Origin of the sequence: Oceanimonas pelagia, assembly GCF_030849025.1 — a bacterium.
Taxonomy (GTDB): Bacteria; Pseudomonadota; Gammaproteobacteria; order Enterobacterales; family Aeromonadaceae; genus Oceanimonas; species Oceanimonas pelagia.
In genome coordinates this window covers 943,462-964,083 of record NZ_CP118224.1, presented here as the reverse complement: position 1 = coordinate 964,083, position 20,622 = coordinate 943,462, and the positions used below count along the sequence as shown (strand labels likewise).

Sequence of the window (20,622 nt, the reverse complement as noted above, 5' to 3'; positions counted from 1 at the left end):
CGGCCCCGTGCGGGCGCGGTCCGAACCATCGGTATCTGGCGTTCACTCGCCAATCCCTGCCCAGACAAGAGCAAGGGCCATGCCAGTTTCGTCAAACACAATTAAGCAACTGTTTATTAATGAATTTTTAATGAAGAACAGCCGAAGCAAAGAAGCGCAAGGGGTATAACCAGCGTTATGGAAAAGGCTATCGAAAAACAACAAATATTGATTTATCAATGAGATAAGCAAAAAAACCCGGGTTATAACCCTTCACCCGGGTTATAGGGGTTCAGGCGTCGTCGGCCGCGGCCTTTTTCAGCCGTTTGCTCAGCGCCGGCTGGGAAATACCCAGCAGCCGGGCGGCCAGCGACTGATTACCCTGGGCCCGGCGCATGGCCTCGGCCACCAGCAGGTCGCCCACTTCATTCAGCCTGGGCAGGGTCGGCATTTGGCTGAAGGGGCCGGATTCGGCTTCGCCTGTTGGCAGAACCTGTGTTTCCTGCTGGCCCAAGGCCTGGCGGAACACCTCCATCGACAGCATTTTCGACTTGTGCCGGCTCATGGCGTCGTAGGCCAGCGCCCGCAACTCCCGCACATTGCCGGGAAAGGCATAGTTGGCCAGCAGCACCGGCAACTCCCGCGGCACGGTGGGCACGGTTTTACCCAGCTCCGCCGCCGCCTCGGCAAGAAAGTGCTCCAGCAACAGGGGAATGTCGTCCTTGCGCTGACGCAGCGGCGGAATCTCCACCTGATGGGTACGCAGCCGGTAATAGAGATCCTTGCGAAAGCTGCCGTCCTGCTGCTTGCGGGCCAGATCCTGATGGGTGGCCACCACCACACGGGCACGCAGACGTTTGGGCCGGTCGCTGCCCAGGGGGTAATACTCCCCTTCCTGCAGCAGCCGCAGCAGCTTGACCTGGGAAGGCAGGCTCAGGTCGCCTATCTCGTCCAGAAACAGGGTACCACCCGCGGCCTGTTCAATCATGCCGGCCCGGGCCCGCTCGGCCCCGGTAAAGGCCCCCTTGTGATGGCCGAACAGGGTGTCGGCAAACACATTGTCGTCCAGCCCCGCCACATTCACGCTGACCACGGGGCCGTCGCGGTTGCTCAGGGCATGAATGGCATGGGCAATCAACTCCTTGCCCACCCCGCTCTCGCCGCAGATCAGCACCGGCTGGCTGCTGGCGGAAATCGCCTCCAGATACTGAAACACCGAGCGCATGCCCTTGTCCTGGGTAATGATGCCGGCAAACACCTCGGGGCGCTCCAGGGTGTCGGTGAGAAAGCGCCGGCGCATTTCCTGGTTTTCCAGCCGCATTTCCTGGCTGGCAATGGCCCGGCGAATGCCACCGATCAGCCGGTCTTCTTCCGTGGTCTTGACGAAATAGTCGTAGGCCCCGAGGCGAATGCAGTTGACCGCCGTTTCCAGCTGGTTCAGCCCGCTGATGATAATCACCGCTATCTCGGGATATTCCTCCACGATCTGTTGCAGCAGGGCTTCGCCGGACAGGTGCGGCATGGTCAGATCCAGCAGCACCAGGCCGATGGGCTCCCGGGCAATGATGTCCATCACTTCCCGGCTGTCTTCGCAGCGGTAAATGTGATTAATGCCGCCCCGCCGCTCCAGGGCAATGCTGAGGCTGCGCAGAAAGGGGGCTTCGTCATCCACCAGCAGCACACCAAAGCTGGGGTAGGAATTGCTTTTGATCACGATGGGGTTCCTTTTATCGCAGGCAGCGTCAGGGTCACGCGGGTGCCCCTGCCCGGCTCGGAGTCATACTCCAGCCGGCCGCCATGCTCCTGCACGATGCCGGCCGACACGGACAAACCCAGCCCGATGCCGCCCTGCTCGCGCTTGGTGGTAAAAAACGGATCCTTCAGCCGGGACAGGTTGTGGGGCTCGATGCCCACGCCCTGATCGGTAATATCCAGATACAGCTCGTTGCCCCGGACCCGGTAGCCGGTGCGGATAAAGATGCCCTGCTCCGGGCTGGTGAGGGCCTGGCAGGCATTCACCACCAGGTTGATCAGCACCTGTTCAATGCGCTGGGCGTTACCCCTGAACGGCGGCAGGTCCGGCGCACAATCCACCTCCAGCCGGTGGCTGGACTTGCGAATGGTGTTGTCGACCAGGCGGATCACCGTGGCCACCAGGGCGTTGAGATCCACGTTCTCATTCAGCTCCGCCGGGCCCTGGCGGGCAAAGTCCCGCAGATCATCCACAATGCGGCGAATGCGACCGGCGCTGGTCTGCATGTCGTCGAGCATGGCCGGCAGCTCCTCGCGCATGCGGCTGTAGGGCAGCCCGGCCAGGTAAAAGTCGCCCTGCTGTTCATATTGTGCCTCCAGCAGATCTTCCAGATCGGCAAAGGCATCTTTCAGCACCGGCAGGTTCAGCAGCAGCAGGCTGCTGGGGTTGTTGATTTCGTGGGCCACTCCCGCCACCAGAATGCCGAGGGACGACATCTTGTCGGCCTGGATCAGCTGTTGTTGCTGCAATTGCAGCTCCTCGCTGCGCCGGGCCACTTCCCGGGCCAGCATGCGGTTCCAGATGACGATACCGCCCAGCACCACCAGCAACAGCGCCGACACCAGGGCGGCGGCCAGACCGATTTTCTTCCAGGGCCAGCCATCCTGCTCCAGCGGCCCCAGCCATTTGTCGTAAATCTGTTGCAGGCGGCCGGTGTTCTTGAGAATGGCCAGCCCCTCGCTGAACCCCGCCAGCAGCGCCTCGTTGCCCCTGGCCACCGCATAGCCGTAACGCTGGGGCCGAAAGGGCTGGCCCACCGGCACTATATTGGACAGCTCCAGCTCGCGGCCCAGATACAGCCCCGGCAGGTTGGCCACCAGGGCATAATCGTGCCTGCCCGCCGCCAGCAGGCGCAGCCCGGTGGCATGAGTGTCGACCAGCACCAGTTTCGCCCCCACGTCGTTGTGCAGCAGGTGATCGTGCATAATGCCGCCCCGCTGCACGATCACCTCCCTGCCGCGCAGGTCGGCCAGCTCCCTGGCCTCGTCCTCGCCCTTACGGGCAAAAATGGACTGATACACGATGGCGTGCGGGGGCGAGAAACTGTAATCGTCGCTGCGCTCGTCGGAGAAAATCATGCCCTGCAGCACATCCATCTCGCCCGCATTCAGGGCCTGGCGCATGCGATTCCAGTCACCGAGATGAAACTCCACCTGCATGCCCATGACCTCGGCAATGGCACGGGTCAGCTCCACGTTGTAGCCGTCGGGCTCACCGTCTTCATTGAGAAATTCATAGGGCGGGTAGTCGTGATCGCCGCCCACGCGAATAATGCCTTCCCGGTAAGGCTCTGCCGCCATGGCGCCGCCCAGGGCCAGGCCCCACAGCAGCAAACACGCGCAAAGCCGTTTCATGGTTTCGGCTCCGCCCGGCCGTAATTCTGCTCGCACACGCGCCAGAAGGCTTCGGCGGTGTCGGACAGGGGCCGGCTGCAGCGGTAGAGACACACATTGAGCGGCCACTGCCAGCGGCGACCGCCGCAGATCACCAGAAAGCCCTGGCGCAACTCTTCGCGAATGGCAAAGCTCGGCACCCAGGCGATGCCCATGCCCTGCATGGCCATCACCTTCAGGCTGTCGGCCAGGGGTGACTCAAACGCCTGGTGCAGGGTAAGGGCAGGCGGCCGGCGGCGCAGCAGCCGCGCCACGCAGCGGCCAAGAAAAATTTCCTCGGGATAACCCAGATAAGGCAGGGTGGCGCCATGGGCGGCGTCCAGGTCGAAAATGGGCCGGCCTTCCTCATCGGCCCGGCACACCGGCACCAGCTGCTCGGTTTGCAGCTCAAAACGGTGAAACTGCGCCGGTGCCAGACCGGGATCGTCAAACGCCAGCAAAAAGTCGCAAATGCCGTTTTTCAGGGCCTGCACGCTGTCGTCCACGTTGGCCACCAGCTGACGGGTGCTGATGCCCTCCAGCTCCCGGCGGAACGACTGCAAAAAGGCGGGAAACAACGACAGCGACAGGGTGTGCGACACGGCAAAGTCGATGGTGTGGGCACCGCGCTGTTTCATGGAGCGCAGGTGGCCGATGCTGTCGGCCAGCTGGGTGACCAGGTTGCGCGCGGTAATGCGAAACAGCCGTCCTTCATCGGTGAGCTGCACCGGCGTGCTGGTGCGGTCGACCAGCTCGCAGCCCAGGGCGGCTTCCAGCGCGCGAATGCGCCGGCTGAAGGCGGGCTGGGTCATGTGCCGCTCCTGGGCGGAGCGGGAAAAGCTCTGGGTGTGGGCCAGAGAGAGAAAGTCTTCCAGCCATTTTGTTTCTATGTTCATGCACCACCCTCGGCATTATACCCACAGCGTCGGTCAGCCTGCTGACCGCTCCGGGCGGCATTATATCACTCGCCGGCGCCGATGCTCAGGGCCCTGGTGCCTCATGCCAACCCGGCACCGGCGATACCAAAGCGGCATAACGGCGCCATCTTATTGATCTTGCAACCCCGGCACGGGGGTTATGCGGCTTGCGCATAGGGGGTACCCAAACGGCATTGTCGGTGCCCGTGCCGGCTGTTTTAGGCTGCAAAAAAACAGCCTGGAGACCCCTTATGAGTTCCCTGATTGGCATTCTTGGCGGCATGGGCCCGCTGGCCACCGTCGACTTTGTGACCAAGATCATTCACCAGACCCCGGCCAGCCGGGATCAGGATCACCTGCCGCTGCTGGTGCACTCGGTGCCGCAAATTCCCGACCGCACCGCCTGCCTGCTGGAAAACAAGGAATCGCCCCTTGAGGCCCTGCTAAAAGGGCTGAACACCCTGATCGGCGGCGGCGCCGGCTGCATTGCCATTCCCTGCAACACCGCCCATTACTGGTATGAGCCGCTGGCCCGGGCGAGCAGCGTGCCCATTTTGCACATAGCTCAAGCCTGCGCCGCGGCGCTGGCACGGGAAAAAATCACTTCCGTGGGCCTGCTGGCCACCGACGGCACCCTCAAGGCCGGCTTTTATGCCCGGGAGCTGGCGGAATACGGCATTACCCTCACCCTTCCGCAGGCGGAGCTGCAGCGCCGGGTGATGGAAGGCATTTATCTGGTCAAGTCCGGCGCCGTAGAGCAGGGTGCTCAGGTGCTGGACGCCTGCATGGCCGGCATGCTGCAACAGGGGGTGGAGCGGGTCATTCTGGGCTGCACCGAAATTCCTTTCGCGCTGGACTCCATTGGCTCGGCCCATGCCCATCTGGGCATGGACGCCACCAAGGCGCTGGCGGCGGCCTGCGTGCAGTGGCACCAGCAGCAGCAAATGGCGGTGGCGGCCTGAACACACCGCCACCCACCACAAGCCCGGGGCTTGATGCAGCAGCGGCATCAGGCCCCGGGCCAATTTTGCTCTACCAATCAGGCGACGCAGGGTGCCACCATGGAGGCGGGGCTGAGCACCGCCGCCAGGCGCTCTTCGCTGAGCAGCTGCTCTTCACGCACCAGCTCGGCCACGGTGGCGCCGGTCATCAGCGCCTGGTTGGCGATGCGGCTGGCGTTGTCGTAACCGATGTGGGGCACCAGCGCGGTGATGATGCCGATGCTGTTGTGCAGGTGGGCGGCGCACTGGGCCTCGTTGGCCTTGATGCCGCGCACACAACGGGTGTCGAGCATGCGAATGGCCTCGCCCAGCATGCGGCTGGAGTTGAGCAGGTTATAGATGATCAGCGGCTCCATGGCGTTCAGCTGCAACTGGCCGGCTTCCGCCGCCAGGGTCACCGCCAGATCGGCGCCGATCACCTGAAACGCGGTCTGGTTCATCGCCTCGGGGATCACCGGGTTCACCTTGCCGGGCATGATGGACGAGCCGGGCTGCATGGCGGGCAGCTGAATTTCGCCCAGACCGGTGCGCGGGCCGCTGGACAGCAGGCGCAGATCGTTGCTGAGCTTGGACAGCTTCACCGCCAGCCGCTTGAGCACGCTGGAGAAGGTGACAAAGGCACCCATGTCGGAGGTGGCTTCCACCAGGTTGCTGGCCAGGCTGACCGGCTGGCCGGAGATCGTGGCCAGGTGCTGCACCGCCAGCGGCGCGTAGTCGGGGTGGGCATTAATGCCGGTGCCGATGGCGGTGCCGCCCAGGTTCACCTCGCACAGCAGCCGGCAGGCGTCGTCGATGCGGGCGTCTTCTTCACCCAGGTTAACGGCAAAGGCCTCGAACTCCTGACCCAGGGTCATGGGCACGGCGTCCTGCAGCTGAGTACGGCCCATTTTGAGAATGTGGGCAAACTCCCCGGCCTTGGCCGCCAGGCTCTGTTGCAGGGCGGCAATGGCCTGCTTGAGCGGCTGGGCGGCAAACACGATGGCCAGCCGGGCGGCGGTGGGATAGGCGTCGTTGGTGGACTGGGAGCGGTTCACGTCGTTATTGGGGTGCAGGTGTTTGTAGTCGCCCCGGGCATGGCCCAGCTTGGCCAGCGCCAGGTTGGCAATGACTTCGTTGGCGTTCATGTTGGTGGAGGTGCCCGCTCCGCCCTGAATGAGATCCACCACAAACTGATCGTGCAGGGCGCCGTTGATGATATCGGCACAGGCGGCGTTGATGGCTTCGGCCTTGTGCGGCTCCAGCTGGCCCAGATCCCGGTTGGCGCGGGCGGCGGCGGCCTTGACCATGGCCAGGGCGTTGATCAGCTCGGGAAAATGGCTGATGGGCACGCCGGTAATGGTGAAATTCTGCTGCGCGCGCTGGGTTTGAATGCCGTACCAGGCCTCGGCCGGCACCGCTTGTTCGCCCAGTAGATCCTTTTCGATACGTGTTTGCATGGGTTACCTGCTTGGTGGAGTTTGTGCGGTTCAGGCCCCTATTACAGCAGTGCACACGCGCACTGAAAATTTGACGCTCTGTATCCACCTGATGCTGACTGGTGCACTAACTGCGTCACAAAGCATCTGTTGCACCCTGTTGCAGCAAAATAACCTTCGGTATACTGACCCCAGTTTCATGGAGCCGTTATGCACCAAGACTTTGCCAAAAACCTGCGCCTGCTCTGCAGTTACTACAAGTCGGTAGCCGAGGTATGTCGCCGGCTCAGGATTAACCGCCCCCAGTTCAACCGCTATCTGAGCGGCCGCTACAAACCCTCGGCCCACAGCCTGCGCCGGCTGTGCGACTTTTTCGGGGTGGAGGAGCATGAAATTCTGATGCCCCACAGCCAGTTCGAGCTGCTGATCCAGGTGCGGCCCAAGCCCCAGATAACGGAAGAGGCGCACCCGGAAACCGAGCACATGAGCCTGCTGCAGGCCAACTCTCAGGGCCTGGACAAGTACCTGGGGTATTACTTTGAATACCATTACTCCATGGCCTTTCCGGGCAAGATATTGCGCAACCTGCTGTGCCTGGAGCGCCGGGGCAACGGCGTGTATTACCAGCGCACCGAGCGCCTGCAACAGGCCCCGGGCGAGCGGGTGTATCACAGCAAATATCTGGGCATGGCCCACCTGCTGGCGGATCGCATTTTTCTGGTGGACTACGAATCGCTCACCGGCAACCAGATCACCCAGACCATTCTGATCCCCACCTTTAAAAGCCGGGTGGGCCGGCTCAGCGGCCTGCGTCTGGGCGCTTCTGCCAGCGGCGAGCGCATTCCCAGCTGTACCCGGGTGGTACTGGAATATCTGGGCCGGCAGGTGGACATTCGCCGCACCCTCTCCCTGTGCAGCACCTTTGATGCCGACAGCGGCCAGATCGCCGGCACCATTCTTAACGCCATCGGCAACGACATGGCCCCCCACGAACACCACTTTCGGGCCAGGCATTATTTCTGAAACCCTACAGCCTGCATCATCAAGCGGAGCGTTATACAGAAAAGGACGAATGTCTTGGTTACCTGAACGCTGAGTTGCAGGAATACCACCAGCTCCTCACTTATGAGATTCGGAAATAGCAAATCAAGACTCAGCCTTTCTCCTATAAAAAAACGCCGGCTTTCGCCGGCGTTTTTAGTGGTTACTTCTTAGTGAGTCTCCCCCTGCCCCGCATAGGCCAGCTGCTTTTCGGTAAAGGCTTCAAAGCGCTGTTGCCAGTCCGACAGGGTCAGGTCGGTGGTGCCGGTGACCTGCACCGCCGTGACCTTGTATTCCGGACAGTTGGTGGCCCAGTCGGAGTTGTCGGTGGTGATCACGTTGGCGCCGCTGTGGGGGAAGTGGAAGGTGGTGTACACCACCCCCGGCTGCATGCGCTGACTGTGCCGGGCCCGCAGCACGGTGCTGCCGGTGCGGCTCTGAATATTCACCGGCTGGCCGTCGGCAATGCCCCGTGCACTGGCGTCGTGGGGATGGATCTCCAGCACGTCTTCGCTGTGCCACACGTTGTTGTCGGTGCGCCGGGTCTGGGCCCCCACGTTGTACTGGCTGAGAATGCGGCCCGTGGTCAGCAGCAGCGGAAACGCCTCGCTCACCCGCTCTGTGGTGGGAATAAACTCGGTCACCACCATGCGCCCCTCCCCGATGGGGAAGCTGTCGCCGTGCATGATTGGCATGCCCTCGGGATGCTCGTCGTTGCAGGGCCACTGAATGCTGCCCAACGCTTCAAGCCGGTCGTAACTGACCCCGGCAAAAGACGGCGTCAGCGAGGCGATTTCGTCCATGATCTCCGACGGATGCCGGTAGTGCATGGGGTAACCCAGGGCGTTGGACAGCGCCATGGTCACTTCCCAGTCTTCCTTACCCGCCAGGGGCGCCATCACCCGGCGCACCCGGTTGATACGCCGCTCGGCGTTGGTAAAGGTGCCGTTCTTCTCGAGGAAGCTGGCCCCCGGCAAAATCACATGGGCGAACTTGGCGGTTTCGTTGAGGAAAATATCCTGCACGATCAGCAGCTCCAGGGAGCGCAGTGCCGCCTCCACATGCTGGGTGTTCGGGTCCGACTGGGCAATGTCTTCCCCCTGCACATACATGGCCTTGAAGCGGCCTTCGATGGCGGCGTCGAACATGCCCGGAATACGCAGCCCCGGCTCCGCATCCAGCCCGGCACCCCATACCGCTTCAAAGCGGGCACGCACGGCGGCGTCGGTCACCGGCTGGTAGCCCGGCAGCTCGTGGGGGAAGGAGCCCATGTCGCAGGAGCCCTGCACGTTGTTCTGGCCCCGCAGCGGGTTTACCCCCACCCCGGGCCGGCCAATGTTGCCGGTGGCCATGGCCAGGTTGGCAATGCCCATGACGGTGGTGGAGCCCTGGCTGTGCTCGGTGACGCCCAGGCCGTAATAGATGGCGCCGTTGCCGGCGGTGGCGTAAAGCCTTGCGGCCTCGCGCAGACTTTCTGCCGGCACGCCAATCACGGCGCTCATCGCCTCGGGGGCATGGCGCGGATCGATAATAAAGTCGCGCCAGGCGGCGTATTCTTCCGGGGCACAACGGGTGGCGATAAAGTCCTGGTCTTCCAGCCCCTCGGTCACGATCACATGGGCCAGGGCGTTCACCAGGGCCACGTTGGCTCCCGGGCGAATGGGCAGGTGCAGGGCCTCGTCGGTATGCGGGCTGTCCAGCAGATCGATGTAACGGGGGTCGGCCACAATCAGTCTGGCGCCCTGGCGCAGCCGCTTGCGCAGCAGCGAGCCGAATACCGGGTGGGCGTCGGTGGGGTTGGCGCCGATCACCAGAATGCAGTCGGACTGCATCACCGAATCAAAGTCCTGGGTGCCCGCCGACTCGCCCAAGGTCATCTTCAGGCCATAGCCGGTGGGGCTGTGGCACACTCGGGCGCAGGTGTCGGTGTTGTTGGTGCCGAGCGCGGCCCGCACCAGCTTCTGCACCAGGTAGGTTTCTTCGTTGGTGCAGCGCGACGAGGTAATGCCACCCACGCTGTTGCGGCCGTATTTTTGCTGCACCTCGCGCAGGCGCCGGGCGGCAAACTCGATGGCCTCCTGCCAGCCCACTTCCCGCCAGGGCTGGTCGATGGACTCGCGAATCATGGGGTGCTTCAGCCGGTCCTTATGGCTGGCGTAGCCAAAGGCAAACCGCCCCTTCACACAGGAGTGGCCGTGGTTGGCCTGGCCGCCCTTCCAGGGGGTCATGCGCACCAGCTCATCGCCCTTCATTTCGGCCTTGAACGAGCAGCCCACGCCACAATAGGCGCAGGTGGTGATCACGCTGTGCTCGGGCTGGCCCTTGTCGATCACCGACTTCTCGCTGAGGGTGGCGGTGGGGCAGGCCTGCACGCAGGCACCACAGGACACGCAGTCGGAATTAAGAAAGTCGGTGCCCTTGCCGGTGGAAATCCTGGACTCAAAACCGCGCTTTTCCACGGTCAGGGCAAAGGTGCCCTGCACCTCGCCACAGGCGCGCACGCAGCGGGAGCAGAGAATGCACTTGCTGGCGTCAAAGGTGAAATAGGGGTTGGACTCGTCCTTTGGCAGGCTCAGGTGATTCTCGCCGGCAAAGCCGTAACGCACCTCGCGCAGGCCCACGGCCCCGGCCATGTCCTGCAGTTCACAGTCGCCGTTGGCCGGGCAGGTCAGGCAATCAAGGGGATGGTCGGAGATATACAGCTCCATGATGTTGCGGCGCAGCTTGGCCAGCGCCTCGGTCTGGCTGCGTACCACCATGCCCTCGCTCACCGGCGTGGTGCAGGAGGCATGCATGCCGCGCCGGCCTTCAATTTCCACGGTGCACAGCCGGCAGGAGCCAAAGGCCTCCAGGTTGTCGCTGGCACAGAGTTTGGGAATGTTAATGTCCACCAGGGCGGCGGCGCGCATCACCGAGGTGCCTTCGGGCACCGTCACTTCCACCCCGTCTATGGTCAGGCTGATCTGTACGTCCGACAGGCGGGCCGGGGTGCCCAGATCCTTTTCGGGAAAAAAATGTTCAACCATCAGGCTTCGCCTCCCTGGCGCTGAAAGTCTTCGGGAAAGAGGGTATAGGCGCTTTTCACCGGGAAGGGCGTCATGCCGCCCATGGCGCACAGCGAGCCCTGTATCATGGTGTCGCACAGATCTTCCAGCAGCGCCATATTGGCATCGCGGTTCTCGCCCCGCATGATGCGATCGATCACCTCCACGCCCCGGGTCGAGCCAATGCGGCAGGGGGTACACTTGCCGCAGGACTCCTCCACGCAGAATTCCATGGAAAAGCGCGCCTGCTCGGCCATGTCGACGCTGTCATCAAACACCACCACGCCGCCGTGGCCCAGCACGGCGCCAATGGCGGAAAACGCCTCATAGTCGAGGGCGGTGTCAAACTGCGCCGGCGACAGATAGGCCCCCAGAGGGCCGCCCACCTGCACCGCCCGCACCGGGCGGCCGCTGGCGCTGCCGCCGCCAAAGTCTTCAATCAGCTCGCGCAGGCTGTGGCCAAAGGCGAGCTCCACCAGGCCGCCCTGAGCGATGTTGCCGGCCAGCTGAAACGGCAGCGTACCCCGGGAGCGCTCCACGCCAAAGCCGGCGTAGTGCTCGGGGCCGTCCCGCAAAATGGACGGCACCGCCGCCAGACTGAGCACGTTGTTCACCACGGTGGGCAGGCCAAACAGGCCCTCGATGGCCGGCAGCGGCGGCTTGGCCCGCACCATGCCGCGCTTGCCTTCCAGGCTTTCCAGCAGCGAGGTTTCTTCGCCGCAAATATAGGCGCCGGCGCCCAGGCGCACTTCCAGCGCAAAGGCGCGGCCACTGTTTTGAATATTGTTGCCGAGATAGCCGGCGGCCTCGGCCCGGGCAATGGCCAGGTCAAGGTGGCGGTGGGCCAGCGGGTATTCCTCACGCAGGTAGATATAGCCCTGAGTGGCGCCTACGGCGAGGCCGGCGATAATCATGCCCTCAATCAGCATGTAGGGGTCGCATTCCATCACCAGCCGGTCGGCAAAGGTGCCGGAGTCGCCTTCATCGGCGTTGCAGACAATGTATTTTTGTGCACCGGCGGCATCCAGCACCGTCTGCCACTTGATGCCGGTGGGGAACGCCGCCCCGCCCCGGCCGCGCAGGCCCGACGCCTTGACCTTGTCCACCAGCTGCTGCGGGGTAAGTTCAAGGGCGTTATGCAGTCCGTCAAAGCCGCCGGTGGCGCGGTAATCGTTCAGCGATACCGGATCGGTTACGCCCAGACGGGCAAAGGTGACCCGCTGCTGCTGCTTCAGCCAGGGAAGCTCGTCGGTCGGCCCCAGGGCCAGGGGGTGGTCATCGCCGAAGTGGCTGTCCAGCAGCGAGGCCACGTCGGCGGTGTCTACCGGGCCAAAGGCGCGGCGGCCGGTGCCGTCGTCCACTTCCACCAGGGGCTCGAGCCAGAACAGGCCACGGGAGCCGTTGCGCACCAGCTCAATCTCCAGGCCACGGGCCTCGGCCTCACGGCTTATCAGGGTGGCGACATCCCCGGCGCCCAATGACAGCGCCGTGGTCTCACAGGGAACAAAGACTCGCAGGCTCATCAGTTCAGCTCCAGTTTGTAGGTGGTCAGGTCGTCCACCAGGCGGTCAAAGCGGGCCGGATCCATGCGGCCTTTGATGTGCTCTCCTACCCGCACCGAGGGACCGGTGGCGCAGTTGCCCAGGCAATAGACCGGTTTAAGGGTAATGCTGCGATCGGTCGTGGTCTGGCCGTAGTCCACGCCCAGCCTGGCTTTGGCGTGGGCTTCAAGGGCGCGGGCGCCCCGGGCCTGGCAGGCCTCGGCCCGGCACAGTTCCACCACATGGCGGCCGGGCTGTTCGGAACGAAAATAATGATAAAAGCTCACCACCCCGTGCACATCGGCGGCGGTAATGCGCAAGGCCCTGGCGATAACGGGAATGGCATCATCGGGAATGTAGCCAAGATGGTCCTGAATACCATGCAGGATGGGCAACAGGGCGCCGGGTTTGTGTTTGAGTGACGTCACTATTGTTTCAACAGTGTCTGGAACGCCTGCTTGAGTCTCATCCATAACAGTATCAACCTTGTAAAACGGTGCTGGCGGTGCATCGAACCACCGCCATTTACAGTGCGTATAACCCGGCCGCTCCTGGCCGGGCGTGGTGACAACCCTGCACGCCCGCATTGAGGGTGCAGGGTTCACCCTATCTGTTGTCAGGCCACCATGCCATGGGGGTCGATCACAAATTTCTTGGCCACGCCGCCGTCAAAGTCGGCATAGCCCTGCACCGCCTGATCCAGCGAAATCACCTGCACGTTCACGGCCTTGGCGATCTGCACCTTGTCGAACAGGATGGCCTGCATCAGCGGGCGGTGATACTTCATTACCGGACACTGACCGGTGTGGAAGGAGTGGGACTTGGCCCAGCCCAGGCCGAAGCGCATGCTCAGTGCCCCTTCCCGTGCCGCCTCGTCTACCGCGCCCGGATCTTCGGTCACGTACAGGCCGGGAATGCCGATCTGGCCGCCGGCGCGGGTGACCTGCATGGCGGAGTTGAGCACGGTGGCCGGCGCCTCCTTGCCGTGATTGCAGCCGCAGGCATGCGCCTCAAAGCCCACGCAGTCCACAAAGGCATCCACTTCCCGCTCGCCCAGAATGACTTCCAGCTTGTCTTCCATGGAGCCGTCTTCGCGCAGGTCGATGGTCTCACAACCAAAACTGCGGGCCTGGGCCAGACGCTCCGGATTCATGTCGCCCACGATCACGCAGGCCGCGCCCAGCAACTGGGCCGAGGCGGCGGCCGCCAGGCCCACGGGGCCGGCACCGGCAATGTAAACGGTGGAGCCCGGGCCCACGCCGGCAGTCACGCAGCCGTGGAAACCGGTGGGGAAGATGTCGGACAGCAGGGTAAGATCGCGGATCTTTTCCAGCGCCTGATTCGGATCCGGGAACTTCAGCAGGTTGAAGTCGGCGTAGGGCACCATCACGTATTCGGACTGGCCGCCGACCCAGCCGCCCATGTCCACATAGCCGTAGGCGGCGCCGGGACGGGCGGGGTTCACGTTCAGGCAGATGCCGGTCTTGCCTTCCTTGCAGTTGCGGCAGCGGCCGCAGGCAATGTTGAAGGGCACGGAGACGATATCGCCGACCTTGAGGAATTCCACGTCGCGGCCGCACTCGATGATCTGGCCGGTAATTTCGTGACCCAGCACCAGGCCGGACGGCGCCGTGGTACGCCCGCGCACCATGTGCTGGTCGCTGCCGCAGATGTTGGTGGACACCACCTTGAGAATAACGCCGTGATGGCAGGCCCGGTTGCCCAGAGACAGTTCGGGAAAGGCAATGGACTGTACTTCAACCTTGCCCGGCCCGGTGTAGACCACCCCTCTGTTACCGTGTATTGCGCACATAATCAGCATCCTTGTTCTTGACGAGTGTCGCGCTCACCAGTGAGCGCACCCGGCCTGCGGCAACATCATGGGTTCACAGGCCGGCTCCCAGTAGACTGCCGAATGCATTTGGCCACATTCCTGATTAAGACACCGATTTGCCAAAACAAGACATGCAAGGAATTCCGTGCCGGGTCCCCTTGATCATCGGCGCCAAAACCCCTAACCTTATTTTTATTGAACGTTCAATTAAGAAAGAATCATGCCCATTACCGGAATCAAGGACACCCGTAAAAAACAGCTGATCGAGGCCACCCTGGCGTCGGTGGCCGAATACGGCCTGCAGAACACCACCATCAACAGCATCAGCCGGCTGGCCGGCATGTCGTCCGGCATTATCAGCCATTACTTCGGCGGCAAGCAGGGCCTGATTGAAGCCACCGTACGCCAGCTGCTGGACGAGCTCAAGCTGGCGCTACTGTCCCGCACCGAGGGTGCCCCCACCAGCCCGCAACAGCGGCTGATGATGATAGTGGAAGCCAACTTCACCGAGTTTCAGCGTTCACGCCCGGCCACCAAGTCGTGGCTGAGCTTCTGGGCCCAGGCCATGCACGACCCGAGCCTGGCACGGCTGCAGCAGGTGAACAGCCAGCGGCTGATCAGCAACCTGACCTATTCGTTCCGCCCCCTGCTGGGTGCGGAGCCGGCCCGCATTGCCGCCCGCCAGACCGCCGCCATGATCGACGGCTTCTGGCTGCGCAGTGCCCTCAGCGCCAGTCCCGAGCAGGATTTCCGCGACGGCGAGCAACTGTGCAAGGCCTTTATCACCGATTTGCTACAGCACCATGGAGTAACCCCATGTCATTGACCCGACACCAGAACTTTGTTGACGGCCGCTATGTGGCCAACCGCAGTGGCGAAACCTTTACCGTGGTCAATCCGGCCACCGGCGAGGCCATTTATGACGTGGAAGTGGCCGACGAGCACATTCAGGCGCTGGCCATCGACTCGGCGCAACGCGGCTTTGAACAATGGTCGGCCATGACCGGCATGGAACGCAGCCGCATTCTGCTGCGTGCCGTGGCGCTGCTGCGTGAACGCAATGACGAGCTGGCCCGCATCGAGGTGCTGGACACCGGCAAGCCCTGGCAGGAAGCCTCCGTGGTCGACGTGGTCACCGGCGCCGACAGCATTGAGTTCTTCGCCGGCCTGGCGCCTTCTATCGAGGGCAACCAGCAGGATCTGGGCGGCGACTTCTACTACACCCGCCGCGAGCCCCTGGGCATCTGCGCCGGCATTGGCGCCTGGAACTATCCGCTGCAGATCGCCTGCTGGAAGTCCGCCCCGGCCCTGGCCTGCGGCAACGCCATGATCTTCAAGCCCTCGGAAGAAACCCCGCTGGGCGCCCTCAAGCTGGCTGAAATCTTTATCGAGGCCGGCGTGCCCGCCGGCGTGTTCAACGTGGTGCAGGGCGACGGCGCCGTGGGCGCCTGGCTCACCAACCACCCGGACATTGCCAAGGTGTCGTTTACCGGCGAAGTGGGCACCGGCAAGAAGGTCATGGCCACCGCCGCCGGCAGCCTGAAGGACGTGACCATGGAGCTGGGCGGCAAGTCGCCGCTGATCATCTTTGACGATGCGGATCTGGACGATGCCGTGTCCGCCGCCATGCTGGGCAACTTCTACACCCAGGGCGAAATCTGCACCAACGGCACCCGGGTGTTTGTGCACAAGCGCATTTACTCAGACTTTATGGCGCGGCTGCTGGATCGCACCCGCAACAACATTGTGGCCGGCGACCCCATGGATCCCGCCACCAACTTCGGCGCCCTGATCTCCAAAGGCCACCATGAAAAGGTGCTGGGCTACATTCGCAAGGGCATTGAGGAAGGCGCCACCCTGGCCTGTGGCGGCGAGGCGCTGCGTCCGGCCTCGGCCCCCAACGGTTATTTTGTGGCCCCCACCATTTTCACCGACTGCCGTGACGACATGACCATCTGCCGGGAAGAGATCTTCGGCCCTGTGATGTCGGTGCTGACCTTTGAAGACGAGAACGAAGTGATCGCCCGCGCCAACGACACCGACACCGGTCTTGCCGCCGGCGTGTTCACCAACGATCTGCGCCGGGGCCACCGGGTCATTCACCAGCTGCAGGCCGGCATCTGCTGGATTAATGCCTACGGCGCTTCCCCCGCCGAAATGCCGGTAGGCGGCTACAAGCTGTCCGGCATCGGCCGGGAAAACGGCCTGGCCACCCTGCACCACTACACCCAGCTGAAGTCGGTGTATGTGGGCATGAACAAGCTGGAAAGCCCGTTTTAACCGGCGATGACGAGGAACACCATGAGCAACGAATTTGACTACATCATAGTGGGCGCCGGCTCCGCCGGTTGCGTGCTGGCCAACCGGCTGACCGAAGACGGCACCACCCGGGTGCTGCTGCTGGAAACCGGCGGCAGCGACAAGAGCATCTTTATTCAGATGCCCACGGCGCTGTCCATTCCCATGAACACCGAAAAATACGCCTGGCAGTTTCACACCGAGCCCGAGCCCTTTCTCGACAACCGCCGCATGCACTGCCCCCGGGGCAAGGTGCTGGGCGGCTCGTCCTCCATCAACGGCATGGTCTATGTGCGTGGCCATGCCCGCGACTTTGACGAGTGGCAGCAGCACGGCGCCGAAGGCTGGGACTATGCCCACTGCCTGCCCTACTTCAAAAAGGCCGAAACCTGGGCCTTTGGCGGTGATGATTACCGGGGCGACAGCGGCCCGCTGGGAGTGAACAACGGCAACAACATGCAAAACCCCCTGTACCAGGCCTTTGTGGATGCCGGGGTGGAAGCGGGTTACTTTCATACTCCCGACTACAACGGCCGTCAGCAGGAAGGCTTTGGCCCCATGCACATGACGGTGAAAAACGGCCGCCGCTGGTCCACCGCCAATGCCTATCTGCGACCGGCCATGAGCCGGCCCAACCTGACCGTGATCACCCATGCCCTGGTGCACAGAGTGCTGCTGGAAGGCAAGCAGGCGGTGGGGGTGCGCTTTGAGCACAAGGGCCGGGTACAGGAGATGCGGGTCAACAAGGAGGTGATCCTCAGCGCCGGCTCCATCGGCTCGCCGCACCTGCTGCAGCTGTCCGGCATCGGCGACAGGAGCACCCTGGAAGCGGCCGGCATCGAGGTGCGGCACGAGCTGCCCGGCGTGGGCGAAAACCTGCAGGATCACCTGGAGTTCTATTTTCAGTTCCGTTGCAAGGAGCCCATCTCCCTTAACGGCAAGCTCGATCTGTGGAACAAGTTCAAAATTGGCACCCGCTGGATCCTGAACAAGGACGGCCTGGGCGCCACCAACCACTTTGAGTCCTGCGGCTTTATTCGTTCCAGGGCCGGAGTGGAATGGCCGGATCTGCAGTATCACTTTCTGCCCGCCGCCATGCGCTACGACGGTCGTGAAGCCTTTTCCGGCCACGGCTTTCAGGTGCATATCGGCCACAACAAGCCGAAAAGCCGGGGTTATGTGAAGGTGGCCAGCGCCGATCCCAAGGCCGCTCCCACCATTCGCTTCAACTACCTGGAGCACGAAGACGACCGGGAAGGCTTTCGCGCCTGTGTGCGCCTGACCCGGGAGATCATCAACCAGCCGGCGATGGACCCTTACCGCGCGGAAGAGATCCAGCCCGGCGAGCACATTCGCACCGACGAGGAAATTGACGCCTTTGTGCGCCAGGCGGTGGAAAGCGCCTATCACCCGTCCTGCACCTGCCCCATGGGCACCGACGACATGGCTGTGGTGGATCCGGAAGCCAAAGTGCGCGGCATTACCGGCCTGCGGGTGGTGGACTCGTCCATTTTCCCCACCATTCCCAACGGCAACCTGAACTCCCCCACCATCATGGTGGCGGAGCGGGCCGCGGATCTGATCAGGGGCAAGACGCCCCTGGCCCCCTCCACGGCGGAGGTGGGCATGGACCAACAGTGGCAACAGCGCCAGCGCGCCGGCCAGCCGGTGCGCAAGATGGGCTGAGCCCGGCCTGCCGTAAAGAGCAGGCCTTCAAAAACAATGCTCATGCCCCGGAGCGCGGGCATGACTGACATCGGTAAGCACGGGGCAGGTTGCCGGTGAGCGCAGCGAATCGCAACACCGGCGAGTGACGATTGTGCCGCCGGGCGCACAGCGCGATGTCTTCTTCGGTGCCATTATGGTGAGCATAAATACACCACGGGAGAGCAGAATGGCAGGAGGATGGTCACGGGACGGCGCCGTGCAGGATCAGATAGACGCCAGTGTCGAAGACGCGGTGCAGAATGCCCGCCGCCGGCTGGGCGCCGGCGACAGCCTGCGCCACTGCGAGGAATGCGATGCCCCCATACCCGAGGCCCGCCGCCAGGCGGTGCCCGGGGTTCGGCTGTGCATTGAGTGCCAGGGCAAGGAAGAAAAACAGCGCCAGGGCAGCGGCATTAACCGCCGCGCCAGCAAGGACAGCCAGCTGAGGTAGCCGGCTGTCTTTGCCCTCAGGGCTTGCGCAGACCGGCCTCGCGCAGGCAGTCGGCAATGGCCTCCAGCGCCTGAGGGTTGGCCAGGGCATCACGGTTGTCGCTTCGGCCCCCGCCATTGAGCAGCCGGGCCACCGCCAGCTCCACCTTTTTGCCGCTGCGGGTGTAGGGAATTTCCGGCACCTGCACGATATGGCGGGGCATGTGCCGGGGGCTGGCGCCGGTGCGAATGCGCTGGCGCAGCATTCGGCACTGATCCTCGCTCAGGCGCTCATCCGCCACCACCAGCAACACCACCTCCACGTCGCCGTCTGTCTGCCGGCCCACCACCAGACTGTCCTTGATATTGGGGTCCAGCTCCACCTGGCGGTAAATCTCCGCGGTACCGATGCGCACGCCCCCCGGGTTGAGGGTGGCGTCGGAGCGGCCATAGATAATGGCGCCGCCGTGCCCGGTAAAGGCCACATAGTCACCGTGGGCCCAGACCCCGGGAAAGGTCTCGAAATAGGCGTCATGGTAGCGCTTATTGTCGCTATCCTGCCAGAAACCCACGGGCATGCACGGCAACGGCTGGCGGCACACCAGCTCGCCCCGGCCGGTGGTTTCCCGGCCCTGCTCGTCCATGGCCACCGCGTCCACCCCCAGCAAGCGGCACTGAATTTCGCCCCGGCGCACCGGCAGCAGCGGGCAGCAGCCCACAAAGCAGCCGCAAATGTCGGTGCCGCCGGCAATGGAGCCCAGCAGCACTTGCTTCGGCAGGGTGCCATAGACCCAGTCGTAGTCTTCCGGCAGCAGCGGCGAGCCGGTGGAAAACACCAGCCGCAGCGCCGTTAAATCAAAACGCTGCCCCGGTTGCAGGCCGGTTTTGCGGCACTCGGCCAGAAACCGCGCACTGGTGCCAAAGTGGGTGACCCGCTCCTGCTCCGCCAGCGCCCACAGCCGGTTGAGATCCGGCTGCGCCACGGCGCCGTCCACGGTGATCAGGGTCACTCCGGCCAGCAGCGCCGAGGCCTGCCAGTTCCACATCATCCAGCCGCAGGTGGTGTAATACATCAGCCGGTCTCCCGCCCCCAGATCGCCGTGCAGCACCAGCTCCTTGGCGTGATTGACCAGGGTGCCGGCGGCGCCGTGCACAATGCACTTGGGCTTGCCTGTGGTGCCGGAGGAAAACAGTATGTATACCGGATGATCGGCGGGCAGCGGGGTAAAGGAAGGCGCCTGGCCCCGGCCCTCGGCCAGGGCCCGGGACCAGCAGGTCACGGCCGGCCCGGCCTGCTCTCCCAGCCCCGGCAGCACGGGCACGCTCAGCACCGCGCGCAGCCCCGGCAGCCCCTGCACCACCCTGGCAAATTCCTCGCGGCGGTCGTAGTCCCGGCCGCCATAGCGATAACCGTTGACCAGCACCAGCACGCTGGGGCTTATCTGGCCAAAGCGGTCAATGATGGCCTCGGCACCAAAGTCCGGCGATGCCGAGCTCCACACCGCGCCCATGCTGGTGGCCGCCAGCATGGCCACCAGCGCCTCGTAACCATGGGTGACCACGCCCGCCACCCGGTCGCCGCTCTGTACACCCTGCGCCCGCAGCCAGGCCTCCAGCGCGCCCACGTCCCGGTACAGCCGGGCAAAACTGTAACGGGCAGGAGCACCACTCTCGCCATGGCATACCACGGCGTCGTGGTCGGCCAGAGGGCCGGTGCCGTGGCGCAGTAGATTGGCGGCAAAGTTCATGCGCATGCCGGGAAACCACTCGGCCCCCGGCATGTCGCGCCGGCCCAGCACCCGGCTGGCCGGGGTGTGGCAGTGCAGGCCGCAGAAGTCCCATACCGACTGCCAGAATGCCTCGGGCTCGCGCACCGACCAGGCATGCAGGGCGTCATAGCCGGCAAAACCACCCAGTCCCCGGCTTTCCAGCCAGTTGATATAGCGCGCCATGTGGCTGTGCTCCCGCAGCGCCGGCGTGGGTGTCCACAGCACTTCATTGTTCGTCATCA

General features: G+C 63.6%; 15 protein-coding genes. 6 read left to right on the top strand and 9 right to left on the bottom strand.

Features of this window, described 5'->3' with window-relative positions:
* Positions 1-271 precede the first annotated feature (271 nt).
* From PU634_RS04455 to PU634_RS04445, 3 genes are read right to left on the bottom strand one after another with little or no spacing between them, the layout of a single operon-like run.
* Positions 272-1,693 (bottom strand): sigma-54-dependent transcriptional regulator, encoded by a 1,422-nt coding sequence (locus PU634_RS04455; protein WP_306762856.1) that lies wholly within the window; start codon positions 1,691-1,693, stop codon positions 272-274.
* Entirely contained in the window at positions 1,690-3,366 is a 1,677-nt protein-coding gene (locus tag PU634_RS04450; protein ID WP_306762855.1) for a transporter substrate-binding domain-containing protein, read from the bottom strand. The genes PU634_RS04455 and PU634_RS04450 overlap by 4 nt, the downstream gene beginning before the upstream one ends.
* Complete coding sequence (locus tag PU634_RS04445) at positions 3,363-4,280, bottom strand: LysR substrate-binding domain-containing protein (protein ID WP_306762854.1); 918 nt, start codon at positions 4,278-4,280, stop codon at positions 3,363-3,365. The genes PU634_RS04450 and PU634_RS04445 overlap by 4 nt, the downstream gene beginning before the upstream one ends.
* A 272-nt stretch (positions 4,281-4,552) precedes the next feature.
* Between PU634_RS04445 and cuyB the strand changes: the two genes are divergently transcribed.
* Positions 4,553-5,263: a cysteate racemase gene (cuyB, locus tag PU634_RS04440; protein ID WP_306762853.1), complete on the top strand. Its 711-nt coding sequence runs from the start codon at positions 4,553-4,555 to the stop codon at positions 5,261-5,263.
* A 77-nt stretch (positions 5,264-5,340) separates the two neighbouring features.
* Here cuyB and PU634_RS04435 read toward each other — a convergent pair whose 3' ends face one another.
* Positions 5,341-6,738: an aspartate ammonia-lyase gene (locus tag PU634_RS04435; RefSeq protein WP_306762852.1), complete on the bottom strand. Its 1,398-nt coding sequence runs from the start codon at positions 6,736-6,738 to the stop codon at positions 5,341-5,343.
* 189 nt (positions 6,739-6,927) lie between these two features.
* Between PU634_RS04435 and PU634_RS04430 the strand changes: the two genes are divergently transcribed.
* A complete protein-coding gene (locus PU634_RS04430) occupies positions 6,928-7,740 on the top strand; it encodes a helix-turn-helix domain-containing protein (RefSeq protein WP_306762851.1) in 813 nt (270 codons plus the stop codon).
* A gap of 188 nt (positions 7,741-7,928) precedes the next feature.
* On the opposite strand, the gene fdhF is transcribed toward PU634_RS04430, so the two are convergent.
* From fdhF to fdhA, 4 genes are all read right to left on the bottom strand, one after another.
* Positions 7,929-10,784: a formate dehydrogenase subunit alpha gene (fdhF, locus tag PU634_RS04425; RefSeq protein ID WP_306762850.1), complete on the bottom strand. Its 2,856-nt coding sequence runs from the start codon at positions 10,782-10,784 to the stop codon at positions 7,929-7,931.
* Complete coding sequence (locus PU634_RS04420) at positions 10,784-12,325, bottom strand: formate dehydrogenase beta subunit (protein ID WP_306762849.1); 1,542 nt, start codon at positions 12,323-12,325, stop codon at positions 10,784-10,786. The genes fdhF and PU634_RS04420 overlap by 1 nt, the downstream gene beginning before the upstream one ends.
* Positions 12,325-12,816, bottom strand: coding sequence for a formate dehydrogenase subunit gamma (locus PU634_RS04415; RefSeq protein WP_306762848.1), 492 nt, complete (start codon positions 12,814-12,816; stop codon positions 12,325-12,327). Before PU634_RS04415 ends, PU634_RS04420 begins: the two co-directional genes overlap by 1 nt.
* Positions 12,817-12,959: 143 nt before the next feature.
* On the bottom strand, positions 12,960-14,156 hold the full coding sequence (fdhA, locus tag PU634_RS04410) for a formaldehyde dehydrogenase, glutathione-independent (RefSeq protein WP_165661627.1): 1,197 nt from the start codon (positions 14,154-14,156) through the stop codon (positions 12,960-12,962).
* 241 nt (positions 14,157-14,397) lie between these two features.
* On the opposite strand from fdhA, the gene betI reads away from it, so the two are divergent.
* The 4 genes from betI (at position 14,398) to PU634_RS04390 (ending at position 18,633) form a co-directional block, all read left to right on the top strand.
* Positions 14,398-15,003, top strand: coding sequence for a transcriptional regulator BetI (betI, locus tag PU634_RS04405; RefSeq protein WP_306762847.1), 606 nt, complete (start codon positions 14,398-14,400; stop codon positions 15,001-15,003).
* Positions 14,994-16,457, top strand: coding sequence for a betaine-aldehyde dehydrogenase (gene betB / locus PU634_RS04400; RefSeq protein WP_306762846.1), 1,464 nt, complete (start codon positions 14,994-14,996; stop codon positions 16,455-16,457). Before betI ends, betB begins: the two co-directional genes overlap by 10 nt.
* A 21-nt stretch (positions 16,458-16,478) precedes the next feature.
* The gene (gene betA, locus PU634_RS04395) at positions 16,479-18,161 is read left to right on the top strand and encodes a choline dehydrogenase (protein ID WP_306762845.1); all 1,683 of its coding nucleotides are present in this window, start codon (positions 16,479-16,481) and stop codon (positions 18,159-18,161) included.
* A gap of 208 nt (positions 18,162-18,369) precedes the next feature.
* A complete protein-coding gene (locus tag PU634_RS04390) occupies positions 18,370-18,633 on the top strand; it encodes a DksA/TraR family C4-type zinc finger protein (RefSeq protein ID WP_306762844.1) in 264 nt (87 codons plus the stop codon).
* Positions 18,634-18,649: 16 nt separating this feature from the next.
* On the opposite strand, the gene PU634_RS04385 is transcribed toward PU634_RS04390, so the two are convergent.
* Positions 18,650-20,620, bottom strand: a complete 1,971-nt coding sequence (locus PU634_RS04385; RefSeq protein WP_306762843.1) for an acetoacetate--CoA ligase — start codon at positions 20,618-20,620, stop codon at positions 18,650-18,652.
* Between the last annotated feature and the right edge of the window lie 2 nt (positions 20,621-20,622).

Bases quoted from the DNA above. Each gene is read 5' to 3' on its own strand.
- PU634_RS04450 (WP_306762855.1), bottom strand. From the start codon at position 3,366: ATGAAACGGCTTTGCGCGTGTTTGCTGCTGTGGGGCCTGGCCCTGGGC.
- PU634_RS04445 (WP_306762854.1), bottom strand. From the start codon at position 4,280: ATGAACATAGAAACAAAATGGCTGGAAGACTTTCTCTCTCTGGCCCAC.
- cuyB (WP_306762853.1), top strand. From the start codon at position 4,553: ATGAGTTCCCTGATTGGCATTCTTGGCGGCATGGGCCCGCTGGCCACC.
- PU634_RS04435 (WP_306762852.1), bottom strand. From the start codon at position 6,738: ATGCAAACACGTATCGAAAAGGATCTACTGGGCGAACAAGCGGTGCCG.
- PU634_RS04430 (WP_306762851.1), top strand. From the start codon at position 6,928: ATGCACCAAGACTTTGCCAAAAACCTGCGCCTGCTCTGCAGTTACTAC.
- fdhF (WP_306762850.1), bottom strand. From the start codon at position 10,784: ATGGTTGAACATTTTTTTCCCGAAAAGGATCTGGGCACCCCGGCCCGC.
- PU634_RS04420 (WP_306762849.1), bottom strand. From the start codon at position 12,325: ATGAGCCTGCGAGTCTTTGTTCCCTGTGAGACCACGGCGCTGTCATTG.
- PU634_RS04415 (WP_306762848.1), bottom strand. From the start codon at position 12,816: ATGGATGAGACTCAAGCAGGCGTTCCAGACACTGTTGAAACAATAGTG.
- fdhA (WP_165661627.1), bottom strand. From the start codon at position 14,156: ATGTGCGCAATACACGGTAACAGAGGGGTGGTCTACACCGGGCCGGGC.
- betI (WP_306762847.1), top strand. From the start codon at position 14,398: ATGCCCATTACCGGAATCAAGGACACCCGTAAAAAACAGCTGATCGAG.
- betB (WP_306762846.1), top strand. From the start codon at position 14,994: ATGTCATTGACCCGACACCAGAACTTTGTTGACGGCCGCTATGTGGCC.
- betA (WP_306762845.1), top strand. From the start codon at position 16,479: ATGAGCAACGAATTTGACTACATCATAGTGGGCGCCGGCTCCGCCGGT.
- PU634_RS04390 (WP_306762844.1), top strand. From the start codon at position 18,370: ATGGCAGGAGGATGGTCACGGGACGGCGCCGTGCAGGATCAGATAGAC.
- PU634_RS04385 (WP_306762843.1), bottom strand. From the start codon at position 20,620: ATGACGAACAATGAAGTGCTGTGGACACCCACGCCGGCGCTGCGGGAG.